At 35.7% G+C, this 11,107-nt stretch carries 11 protein-coding genes; 9 read left to right on the top strand and 2 right to left on the bottom strand.

Translation table 11 applies throughout. The features are described from left to right. Positions 1-14 precede the first annotated feature (14 nt). From CLAN_RS02785 to CLAN_RS02800, 4 genes are read left to right on the top strand one after another with little or no spacing between them, the layout of a single operon-like run. Positions 15-911, top strand: a complete 897-nt coding sequence (locus tag CLAN_RS02785) for a branched-chain amino acid ABC transporter permease (protein ID WP_100590530.1) — start codon at positions 15-17, stop codon at positions 909-911. After that, positions 912-1,955 carry a branched-chain amino acid ABC transporter permease gene (locus CLAN_RS02790; RefSeq protein WP_100590531.1) on the top strand — a complete coding sequence of 348 codons (1,044 nt, stop codon included), beginning with the start codon at positions 912-914 and terminating at the stop codon, positions 1,953-1,955. Next, positions 1,952-2,716 (top strand): ABC transporter ATP-binding protein, encoded by a 765-nt coding sequence (locus tag CLAN_RS02795; RefSeq protein WP_096013444.1) that lies wholly within the window; start codon positions 1,952-1,954, stop codon positions 2,714-2,716. Before CLAN_RS02790 ends, CLAN_RS02795 begins: the two co-directional genes overlap by 4 nt. After that, positions 2,713-3,408 carry an ABC transporter ATP-binding protein gene (locus CLAN_RS02800; RefSeq protein WP_100590532.1) on the top strand — a complete coding sequence of 232 codons (696 nt, stop codon included), beginning with the start codon at positions 2,713-2,715 and terminating at the stop codon, positions 3,406-3,408. Before CLAN_RS02795 ends, CLAN_RS02800 begins: the two co-directional genes overlap by 4 nt. Positions 3,409-3,463: 55 nt before the next feature. Here CLAN_RS02800 and CLAN_RS02805 read toward each other — a convergent pair whose 3' ends face one another. Together CLAN_RS02805 and CLAN_RS02810 are read right to left on the bottom strand one after the other, a co-directional pair. Then, the gene (locus tag CLAN_RS02805; protein ID WP_100590533.1) at positions 3,464-4,117 is read right to left on the bottom strand and encodes a TonB-dependent receptor; all 654 of its coding nucleotides are present in this window, start codon (positions 4,115-4,117) and stop codon (positions 3,464-3,466) included. Positions 4,118-4,241: 124 nt separating this feature from the next. Next, positions 4,242-5,507, bottom strand: a complete 1,266-nt coding sequence (locus CLAN_RS02810) for an apolipoprotein N-acyltransferase (protein ID WP_100590534.1) — start codon at positions 5,505-5,507, stop codon at positions 4,242-4,244. On the opposite strand from CLAN_RS02810, the gene yajC reads away from it, so the two are divergent. Genes yajC through leuS form a run of 5 tightly spaced genes read left to right on the top strand, consistent with a single transcriptional unit; the run spans position 5,480 to position 11,106 of the window. Next, positions 5,480-5,770: a preprotein translocase subunit YajC gene (yajC, locus tag CLAN_RS02815; RefSeq protein WP_086224811.1), complete on the top strand. Its 291-nt coding sequence runs from the start codon at positions 5,480-5,482 to the stop codon at positions 5,768-5,770. The genes CLAN_RS02810 and yajC overlap by 28 nt on opposite strands. Further along, entirely contained in the window at positions 5,757-7,340 is a 1,584-nt protein-coding gene (secD, locus tag CLAN_RS02820) for a protein translocase subunit SecD (protein WP_086226276.1), read from the top strand. The genes yajC and secD overlap by 14 nt, the downstream gene beginning before the upstream one ends. Position 7,341: 1 nt before the next feature. Continuing rightward, positions 7,342-8,316 carry a protein translocase subunit SecF gene (gene secF / locus CLAN_RS02825; protein ID WP_100590535.1) on the top strand — a complete coding sequence of 325 codons (975 nt, stop codon included), beginning with the start codon at positions 7,342-7,344 and terminating at the stop codon, positions 8,314-8,316. A gap of 9 nt (positions 8,317-8,325) precedes the next feature. Next, complete coding sequence (locus CLAN_RS02830) at positions 8,326-8,664, top strand: DUF6394 family protein (RefSeq protein ID WP_086236898.1); 339 nt, start codon at positions 8,326-8,328, stop codon at positions 8,662-8,664. A 9-nt stretch (positions 8,665-8,673) separates the two neighbouring features. Next, positions 8,674-11,106 (top strand): leucine--tRNA ligase, encoded by a 2,433-nt coding sequence (gene leuS, locus CLAN_RS02835; RefSeq protein WP_100590536.1) that lies wholly within the window; start codon positions 8,674-8,676, stop codon positions 11,104-11,106. Position 11,107: the final 1 nt, after the last annotated feature.

Here is an 11,107-nt window from a genome sequence, read left to right on the forward strand (position 1 = left end):
TTTAAAGGGAATTTATGGATTTAACGCTATTTTTACAACAGATGGTTAATGGTTTTAGCTTGGGGTCTATGTATGCTTTGATAGCTATTGGTTATACTATGGTTTATGGGGTGCTTAGGCTTATTAACTTTGCTCATGGTGATATAATGATGGTTGGGGCTTATGTGGCGTTATTTTCTATGACTAGTATGTCGTTGCCATTTGGATTTGCTTTGATTGTTGCTGTGGTTGTATCTGCAATTTTAGGTATATCTACTGACAAAATAGCCTATAAACCACTTAGAAATGCGCCTAGAATTTCGCTATTAATTACCGCTATTGGGATTAGCTTTTTATTAGAAAATATCTTTCAAGTTGTATTTGGTGGGACACCTAGGTCTTTTAGCGTGCCACCATTTTTTGAAAATATTGTCAAGATTGGCGCTATAAATTTGCCTGTTAGTGCGATATTAGTTCCTGTGATTACTATATTTTTGCTCTGTATTGTGCTATATCTACTTTATAAAACCAAATATGGAATTGCTATTAGGGCCTTAGCTTTTGATATTAATACCGTGAATTTGATGGGAATTGATGCGAATTTAATCATCGCAGTTGTATTTGCCATAGGCTCATCTTTGGCTGCTATCGGTGGGGTATTTTGGGCTATTAATTATCCTAGTATCGATCCATTAATGGGAGTTTTAATAGGACTTAAAGCTTTTGGGGCGGCTGTGCTTGGTGGTATCGGAAGCGTCGGTGGAGCTGTGCTTGGTGGATTTATCATAGGATTTAGCGAGGTTGTGGCGGTGGCTTTATTTCCAGATCTTGCAGGGTTTAAAGATGCTTTTGCTTTTATATTTTTGATTTTAGTTTTGTTATTTAGGCCAACTGGAATTTTGGGGATTAATTTTGAAAAGAGTAGGTTTTAAATGGTGGGTAAATTTAAATTTTGGTTAGCTACTATTTTGGCTATTGGATTTTTATTTGTTTGTGATAGATATTTGGGTGAATATAGCTTAGGAATTGCGAACAATATCGCTATTTTCATAACTCTTGCGATTAGCTATAATCTCATAAATGGCGTAACTGGGCAGTTTAGCCTTGAGCCTAATGGATTTGTGGCTGTGGGTGCGTATGTGGCGGCTATTTTGCTCTTAAATGCTGATTCTAAGCTATATCAATTTGACGCAGCCGAGCCATCAAGCGTGATATTAGCTCTATATACTAGCAACTTTATTTTGGCTATGATTATAAGTGGAATTTGTGCTACCTTGCTTGCTTTGATTTTGGCTATTCCTGTATTTAGAGTGCGTGGTGATTATCTAGCTATTGTGACTTTGGGATTTGGCTTTATAATCCAGTTATTAGCTATAAATTTCCCAGCATTTACAAATGGCTCAATTGGCTTAAATGAGGTTATGAGAGCTGATGAAAATGGGAATTTAAGTCGCTTTACAAATATATTTTATAGCGGAGGAGTAGCCATTATCGCTACTATTGTGATACTAAATTTAGTATATTCTAAATTTGGCCGAGCCATGAAAGCCGTAAGAGATGATGAAGACGCAGCTATGGCTATGGGGATTAATACCTTTGCTACTAAGACTACGGCTTTTTGCGTGAGTGCGTTTTTTGAAGGGATGGGCGGGGCTTTATTGGTTGGGCTTTTAGGTAGTGTTAGCCCTGATCAATTTACATTTATGTTTACTTTCTTATTGCTTATTATTATTGTGCTAGGTGGCCTTGGTAGCACTAGTGGAGCGATTATCGCAACGGTGCTAGTAATGGGCGGTAGTGAGTGGCTTAGATTTTTAGATGAGCCGATGAATATATTTGGCCATCAAACCGAGGCTTATCCGGGGCTTAGAATGGTGGTATTTTCTTTGGTGTTAATCTTTGTTATGCTATTTGCTAGAAGTGGAATTATGGGTCAAAGAGAGTTAAGCGATCTATTTAAAGGTAGGCGTAGATGATATTAGAGCTAGATAAAATTTCAAAAAATTTTGGCGGTGTTGAAGCTATTAAAGAGACGAGTTTTGGGGTTAAAAGAGGTGAAATTTTCGGTCTTATTGGGCCAAATGGAGCCGGTAAAACCACAATGTTTAATATCATCACCGGAGCATACAAACCAAGTAAAGGTGAGATTAAATTTGATGGGGTGATTTTAAATAGCATAAAACCAAATAAAATTGTAAATTTAGGTATCGCTAGAACTTTTCAAAATATACGCCTTTTTGGCTCTTTGAGCGTGGTCGAAAATGTCTTAATAGGGCTAAATCAATCAACAAAATATAGCTTTTTAGAAGCGTGTTTTCATTTAGGTAGATTTGCTAAAGCTGAAAAATTAGCCAAAGAGAGAGCTATGGCTATTTTGGAGCGATTGGGGATTGTTAGATATGCTAATGAATTTGCTAAGAATTTGAGTTATGGCACACAGCGTAAAGTCGAGATAGCAAGAGCCTTAGCTACTAATCCAAAGCTATTATTATTAGATGAGCCAGCAGCGGGGATGAATCCTAGCGAGAGTGATGAGTTGGCAAATTTGATTTTTGATCTTAGGGCTAGTGATGGGTTATCTATTTTATTAATCGAGCATGATATGAAATTTGTAAATCATCTGTGTGATAGGGTTTTGGTGCTTGATTATGGTAGGGTGATTTTTACAGGCTCCCCAAGTGAAGCTATAAATCACAAAGATGTTATCAGTGCGTATTTAGGGGATTTTATACAATGATAGAAGTTAAGAATTTACATGTTTATTATGGGGTGATTGAGGCGGTAAAGGGGATTAGCTTTTCAGTCCAAACTGGTCAAATAGTAAGCCTTATAGGCTCAAATGGCGCAGGCAAAACTAGCACTCTAAATGCGCTTATAAATTCAGTCAAAAGAAGTGGCGAGATAAAATTTTTAGGCTATGATACTAGCAGACACAAGACTCACACAATCGTAAAGCAAGGTATAGCCTTAGTGCCAGAGGGCAGAAGAGTTTTTATAAATCTAAGTGTAGAAGAGAACCTTAAAATGGGTGCTTTTAACAATGATGAGAATTACGAACACCTAAAAGATACAATGTATGAGCTATTTCCTAGACTCAAACAAAAAAGATATCAATTAGCTGGGACTTTAAGTGGTGGCGAGGCTCAAATGCTAGCTATCTCTAGGGCTTTGATGGGCGAGCCAAAGCTTTTAATGCTAGATGAGCCTAGTCTTGGCTTGGCACCTAAGATTGTTGGTGAAGTTTTTGATATTATAGAGAGATTAAAAGAAGAGGGGATCACTATACTTTTAGTAGAGCAAAATGCCTTTTTGGCCTTAAAAGCCAGTGATTATACCTATGTTTTAGAAAATGGCCATATAGTTATGGAGGGCGTATCAAAAGATATGACTAATAATTATGAGATTAAGAAAAAATATCTAGGTGGATAGATTAAATTTAAATTTTAGAGATTTTATTTCGGGGCGAAGAGATTCGTCCGTTTGATTAAAATTTGTAATTATAACCTACATATACACCATAGTTAAGTATGTTATCATAATCTTCTATATCAGTTATTTTGTAGTCGCCTTTTATACCAAATTCAATCTCATTATTTTCAACAACTTCATAGATACCACCAAGTTTTGCACCCCATATACTGCCTACACCAGTTATTGAATTATCGCTGAGTGTAAATTCGTAAGTACCATAACTATCTTGAGTAGTAAATTGAGCTTGACCAGTAAATTCTCCTCTAACGATAGAAATACCGGTATAAGCACCAAGTGTTAGTTTGAAGCTATCTGTTAATGATGGAGTATAATCAGCTCCTACTAAAATATTGTGAGTTTGCCAGTTAAATTCACCATTTATAAAATCTGCGCCATCTTTCATATTATAATCTTCGCTGCCTTTAGTTCTATATGAGTAGCCACCCCAAACTCTAAAAACATCAAAGTCATAACCTGCTTTTAATCCAAGTTCAATCGAAGTATCTTTTGGATCGTCAAGTACTGATGGGTATATATCATCTAGTTTGACTTGACTTTGCAATAATGCACCTTCAACCCCTACAAATCCGCCTTGCGCTGCTGCACTGCTACTTAAAATAGCTGTAGCTGCTACAACTACAGCACCAAATTTAACCATATTTGCCAAAGAAAGTCCTTGTATAATGAATTTGGATTACAAAAATCCATATAGCATTATACCCCCCCCATAAAAGTAAGCTGAAATTCGCTAAAAACCAGATAAAAATTTAAATATATTACCCATAGTAACACTATGGGGTTATCATCTGGCTAGGGCTGCCATTTATACTATGATATATTGTGGTTTTGTGCTTGAAGGCTTTTAATTTTAGTATTTTGGATTGTAAATTTGGCTGAGTAGATGGGCTAAACCACGCATTATTGCTAATAGCTATCATAAATTTAGGATTATACTTAAATAGCTCATCTTTGGTAGCTTCGTAGCAGATGGCATTTCGTATTTTGACTCCATCAATCTCATAATCACTCACCCCATTAGCTTTGCTATAATCCACAGCTGAATCAAAAAAGATATTATTAATAGGATTTTTAATGAAATTTGGCAATGGAATCTCTTCGCCAAATGGCACTAAAATAAGCTTATCAAGCCTTTTAACCTCACCTTTGTCAAAGATATAAGTTGAGTTATAAAGCTTATTATCGCTAGCGCCCAAAGCACCAGTTATGATGGCTATTTGATGAGATTTTTGCCTAAGTTCGCTAAGTAGAATTTGGCTACGATCCAAAAATAGTGGAAAGGCACTCTCAGGCAAAACCACAGCCCTAGAGCCATCCAAGATGGCTTGGTCGATTATATTTAGATTGCTTTTAATGATATCGTTTTTTGTGTTGCGATCCCAAATTTGATTTTGGTTAAGTTCGGTTGTGATAAGTGAGATATTAAAGGGCAAACTCTCAAAATTATCTGTGGATTTATAGCTGATTATAAGAGATAAAACCATAGCCCCAAGACCTAAATATCTACTAAATTTTATAGATATAATAATGGATATTAATACCAAAGCAAGAGTATAAATAGTAGGCTTAAAAAGCGTATCGACAAATATCAATTCAAAATTCAACCAATCAAAGCCAAAAGGTGCCACATAACTAGCAAATAGCAAGAAAATAGACTTGATATAGATACTCTCTAGCCAACTAACAGCTAAAAATATAGAGCCATATATTAAACAAATTCCCAAAATTTCAATAGGTATAAGATAGCCAAAATTATAATAAATCAAACTAAAACTAATCCAATAAAACCAAAATAATCCGATAAAAAACCCACTCCAAAACCAAATTTTTCTATCGCTTTTTAAAAGGATATATAAACCTATAATCGCACTTAAAAGCCCTAAATTTGCTATATATTTTAAATTTAGTAGATCCAAAAATATAAAAAGGGATAGCAAAATGGAGATCATAAAGCCTTTTATTATAAATTTTAATGTAAAATAGGCAACTAATTTTTTCTTAAAGGATTCACATGGCAGAAAATTCAATGCTAACTTCATTATTACCTCTTGTTGTATTGTTTGCAATATTCTATTTTTTGGTTATTAGACCACAGCAAAAGCAGCAGCGTGAGCATAAAAATATGCTAGCAAATCTCCAAAAAGGTGATAAAATCATCACAAATGGAGGCTTAGTATGCGAAGTGGTAAAACCAGAAGATGATTTTATCAAAGTTAAACTTAATGATGATGTAATTGTCCGCATTGATAGAAATTTTGTCGCCAAAAAATTAGACAAAATAGAGTCAAGTGATGAGAAGTAGGGTAACTTATAGGCTTATAGTTTTTATCCTTGCTTTAGTGTTTGGTATATTTTTTTCTATACCAAGCTTTACTGATAGTCAAAATGGTAAAAAGGTAAGCCTAGGGCTTGATTTACAAGGTGGTTTATATATGCTATTAAGCGTCCAAACAGACGCAGCCTTAATATCTAAAATCAAATCAATAGCTTCAGCTATCAAATACGATACTGATAAAAATGATATCTTAGTAGATAGATTAAAAGCCGATGAGAGCGGGATTAGTATAGCTCTTTTAGATAGTGATGATATCAAGAAATTAGATGGAATTTTATCTAAAATCAGTGGTATTGAAATTCAAAAAGATGAGCTAAATTACAGAGTTTTACTCACCCCGCAAGAGAAGATCGACACAGCCAAATACGCAGTAGATCAAGCAGTAGAGACTATCAGAAATCGCTTAGATCAATTTGGCTTGGCTGAGCCTACGGTGATTAAGCAAGGTGAAGATAAAATTTTAGTTGAACTTCCTGGTATTAAAAATGCAGCCGATGAGCAAAGAGCTATGGATTTGATAGCCAAATCAGCGCATTTACAGCTCATGGCAGTGGATGAAAAACGCCAAGATATGGCTCAAACTATGAACGAAGATGAGGCCGCAGCTTATGGAGATCTATTATTAAGCGATGCTAGAAATCCAAGATATAAGTATTTAGTTAATGAAATTCCAGTCTTAGATGGTAGTATGCTAGTAGATGCTAAGGTGGCATTTGATAATCAAACAAATATGCCAATTATAAATTTTACTCTAAATGCTCAAGGCGCTAAGATATTTGGGGATTTTACTGGGGCAAATGTAGGTAAAAGACTTGCTATAGTATTAGATAATAGAGTATATTCAGCTCCATCTATTAATGAGAGAATTGGCGGTGGAAGCGGTCAGATAAGTGGTGGATTTAGTGTAGAAGAGGCTAGAGATGTGGCTATAGCTTTAAGAAGCGGGGCATTGATAGCTCCTGTGAATTTAGAAGAGAAAAGAAGCATAGGCCCAAGCCTAGGTCAGCAAAGTATCGATCAAAGTATGGTGGCGCTATCTGTTGGTGCTATTTTGGTTTTGATATTTATGGTTATGGTGTATGGTCTAGCTGGAGTTTTGGCTAATATCGCTTTGGTTGTTAATATAGTGTTACTTATAGCGGTTATGGCTCTATTTGGTGCGACGCTTACACTTCCTGGTATGGCTGGTATTTTGCTTACTATCGGTATGGCCGTGGATGCCAATGTGATTATAAATGAGCGTATTAGAGAGCTTTTAAAAGAGGGTCACAATATCCACACTTGTATCCAAAAGGGCTATCAAAACGCTATGAGCGCTATCGTGGATTCGAATTTAACCACGCTTATAACTTCAGCTGCTCTATATGCTTATGGCACTGGGCCTGTAAAGGGCTTTGCTGTAACTATGAGTATAGGTATTGTAGCCTCTATGCTTACAGCTATTTTAGGTACCCATGGGATGTTTGAGTTTTTAAGTCGCAAGATAGAAAAGGGTAGTAGCGTGCTGTGGTTTGGTTATAGGATTAAAAGGGGCTAAAATGCAGATATTTGATAAGAGTAAAATATATAATTTTATGAGCATTAGATGGGTGATGTTTGCTCTTAGTGGTGTGCTGTTTTTTGGCTCTATTGCGCTTTTATTTACCAAGGGGTTAAATTATGGGATTGACTTTGCTGGTGGGACGCTAATTCAGGTTAAATATCATGATAAGGATGCGCCAATAGATTTGATTAGGCAGAAATTTGCCACTAATGAAATTTTGAAAAATGCTAGTATCACAGAGTTTGGTTCAGCTAGCGAAATCACCATTAGATATACCACAACTAGTGATAGTTTGGGCAATAATCCTGGGGATTTTGTGGCTGATATGCTTAAAGGTAGTGGGGAATTTGAGATTCGCCGAGTTGATGTAGTAGGGCCAAAAATCGGTAGTGAATTAAGGCAAAAAGGTATAATGGCTATTGTTGTTTCGCTTATTTTGATACTTATTTATATCGGTATTAGGTTTGAGTGGAGATTTGCACTAGCAGCTATATTTAGTGAAATTCACGATGTAGTTATCGTGCTTGGGGCTATTAGTTTGCTTAGTATTGATGTGAATTTAGATACCTTAGCGGCGGTTTTAACTGTTTTAGGATACTCGCTAAATGATACTATTATTATATTTGATAGGATTAGAGAGAGGATTAGAGATAGTAAATTTATAGAGCTATTTGGGGTGATTAATGAGTCTGTATCGCTTACTCTTTCTAGGACTTTGATGACTTCTGTGACTACGCTTTTAGCGGTGATTACGCTATTTTTCTATGGTGGAGATATGATACATGGATTTTCTACTATTATGATAATTGGCATTCTAATCGGCACTATAAGCTCGATTTTTATAGCAGCACCTATGCTAAGTTGGTTTAGATTTAGTGTTGAGAGTTATAGAGCGTTGATTGCTGCTAAGGAGCTAAGAAAAAAAGAGAAAGAGAAAATTCGCGCTATGTATGAAAAAGGCAGATTATAAGGAGTTTGTATGGATTGGGGTAAGGTTATATTTACATTTTTTGCGCTTATGAGCTTGACTACTACGGCTGGGTTTTTGTTTGAAGATAATGCTGTGGCTCTATTTATCGCTGCTAGTATAAATTTGATCTCAACTCTATTAAAAGTAGGAGTGAGAAATTTGCTCGCAGCGGAGCTTTTTGCTAGTTCATTGGTGGCTGATTTACACCTAATTCCTGCTTTTGTATTGCTAATAACTGGCTATAGCCAAAGTATGGTATATACGCTAGTTATAGGTGCGATTTTGGCAAATATATTTTCTATTATTTTGATATTGATAGAAGCGTATAAAACTAGAGATGAATTTTAAGGATAGATAATGCAATATGTAGCTAAAGATATAGAGTATAAATGGCAAACTACTTGGAGAGATAGCGGTTATAGCGAGCCAAAAGATGATTATAGCTTACCTAAAAAATATATTTTATCTATGTTTCCATATCCTAGTGGCAGACTTCACATGGGGCATGTGCGAAACTACGCTATAGGTGATGCCCTATCTAGGTATTATAGAAATATGGGGTTTAATGTCCTTCAGCCAATGGGTTTTGATAGCTTTGGTATGCCAGCAGAAAATGCCGCTATAAAGCATAAAATTCATCCTAAAAAATGGACATATGAAAATATAGAATATATGATAAAAGAGCTTGATACCTTGGGGTTAAGCTTTTCTAAAAATCGCTTATTAGCTACTAGCGATCCACTCTATACAAGATGGGAGCAAGAGTTTTTCATAAAAATGTATGAAAAAGGCTTGGTATATCGCAAATCTGCTGTGGTAAATTGGTGTGAAAATGACCAAACAGTTTTGGCAAATGAGCAAGTAGAAGATGGTAAATGCTGGAGATGTGGCCACGATGTAATTCAAAAAGAGATGCCAGGATATTATCTCAAAATTACAGATTATGCTAATGAGCTTTTGGAGTGTTTAAAAGATTTAGATGGCAAATGGCCAAATCAAGTTATAACTATGCAAGAAAATTGGATAGGTAAAAGTAGCGGGCTTGAGTTTGAATTTAAGCTTGATGATCGTAGCAAGGAGATTGCTAGTGAAGATGGATTTATGGTCTTTACTACTAGGGCTGATACTATTTATGGAGTTAGTTATTGTGCTTTAGCGCCAGAGCATAGCCTTACAAAAAAGATTTTAAATAGTGATAATACCTCAAAAGAGATAAAAGATAAGATCAAATTTATGCTAAATCAAAGTCCAAAAGAGCGCCAAATAGCTGATAAAGATGGAGTCTATCTAGGCATTAATGCTATCCATCCGATAACCAAAGAGCTAGTGCCGATATGGTGTGCGAATTTCGTCTTAGCTGAGTATGGTCATGGGGCTTTGATGGCGGTGCCTGCTCATGATGAGAGGGATTATGAGTTTGCTATTAAATTTAATCTACCTATTAAAAAGATAATAGAGTGCGATGAGTTGCCATATACTCAAAAGAGTGGCAACCATATAAATTCAGATATGATAAATAATATGGATTATGATGAGGCTAGTAAAACTATCATAAATTACTTCGAAAATAGCAGTAGCGGTAAAGAGGTTACAAACTACAAATTAAGAGATTGGGGTATCTCTAGACAGAGATATTGGGGTGCGCCGATCCCTATAGTGCATTGCGATAAATGCGGAGTTGTGTGCGAGAGTATTGAGAATTTGCCTGTTTTATTGCCTGAAGATGTGAGTATCACAGGTGAGGGAAATCCGCTAGACAAGCATCCAAATTTCAAAAAATGTAAATGCCCTAAATGCGGCAATCAAGCTAAAAGAGAAACCGATACTATGGATACATTTTTTGAAAGTAGCTGGTATTTTGCTAGATATGCAAGTGATGAGAAAACTTGGGAAAAAGTAGCCTTTGATAAAAAAAGTGTTGATTATTGGATGAGCGTAGATCAATATATCGGTGGGATAGAACACGCTATACTTCATCTTTTATATGCTAGATTTTTTCAAAAAGTTTTAAGAGATCTTGGCTATTTGCGTGATAGTGAGCCTTTTGCTAGTTTATTAACTCAGGGTATGGTCTTAAAAGACGGCGCTAAAATGAGTAAAAGCAAGGGAAATACGGTTGATCCAGATGAGATTATAGATAGATATGGTGCTGATACCGCAAGGCTATTTATACTTTTTGCAGCTCCACCACAAAAGGAGCTTGAGTGGAATGATAGCGCTGTGGAGGGTGCTTTTAAGTTTATAAATAGACTTTATGATAGAAGTGTAAATGCCTATAAAACAGAGCAACTCCCATCTATAAATCACGCAAATTTAAACAAAGATGAGAAATACGCAAGGCTAAAAGTCTATGAAGCACTTAAAAAATCAAGCGAGGTTTTTGAGAGTAGCTTTACATTTAACACCTTAATCGCTGCTTGTATGGAGGCTCTAAATGCCCTAAATGCTCAACAAAACAAAGATATATGGACGGAGGGGTATTATATAATTTTAAGTTTGCTTGAGCCTATTATCCCGCATGTCTCTTGGGAGCTTAGTAGTGAGTTATTTGGGCTTAAAAATCTTAGAAAAATCGAGCTTAAAAGTGAAGTTTTTGAGAGTGATACTATAAATTTAGCTATCACCATAAATGGCAAAAGACGAGCCGAGATAGAGATAGATAAGAGTTTAAGCGACCAAGAGATCATAAATCAAGCCAAAATCGCTGCATCTAAGTGGATTGGCTCATCTGAGATTATAAAAGAAATTTATGTGCCAAATAAGCTTGTAAATATCGTTATAAAGGGATAGA

The sequence above is a fragment of the Campylobacter lanienae NCTC 13004 genome (genome assembly GCF_002139935.1).
Taxonomy (GTDB): Bacteria; Campylobacterota; Campylobacteria; order Campylobacterales; family Campylobacteraceae; genus Campylobacter; species Campylobacter lanienae.

Excerpts from the sequence above, each read along its gene's own strand:
- CLAN_RS02785 (WP_100590530.1), top strand. The coding sequence starts at position 15 with ATGGATTTAACGCTATTTTTACAACAGATGGTTAATGGTTTTAGCTTG.
- CLAN_RS02790 (WP_100590531.1), top strand. The coding sequence starts at position 912 with ATGGTGGGTAAATTTAAATTTTGGTTAGCTACTATTTTGGCTATTGGA.
- CLAN_RS02795 (WP_096013444.1), top strand. The coding sequence starts at position 1,952 with ATGATATTAGAGCTAGATAAAATTTCAAAAAATTTTGGCGGTGTTGAA.
- CLAN_RS02800 (WP_100590532.1), top strand. The coding sequence starts at position 2,713 with ATGATAGAAGTTAAGAATTTACATGTTTATTATGGGGTGATTGAGGCG.
- yajC (WP_086224811.1), top strand. The coding sequence starts at position 5,480 with ATGGCAGAAAATTCAATGCTAACTTCATTATTACCTCTTGTTGTATTG.
- CLAN_RS02810 (WP_100590534.1), bottom strand. The coding sequence starts at position 5,507 with ATGAAGTTAGCATTGAATTTTCTGCCATGTGAATCCTTTAAGAAAAAA.
- secF (WP_100590535.1), top strand. The coding sequence starts at position 7,342 with ATGCAGATATTTGATAAGAGTAAAATATATAATTTTATGAGCATTAGA.
- CLAN_RS02830 (WP_086236898.1), top strand. The coding sequence starts at position 8,326 with ATGGATTGGGGTAAGGTTATATTTACATTTTTTGCGCTTATGAGCTTG.
- leuS (WP_100590536.1), top strand. The coding sequence starts at position 8,674 with ATGCAATATGTAGCTAAAGATATAGAGTATAAATGGCAAACTACTTGG.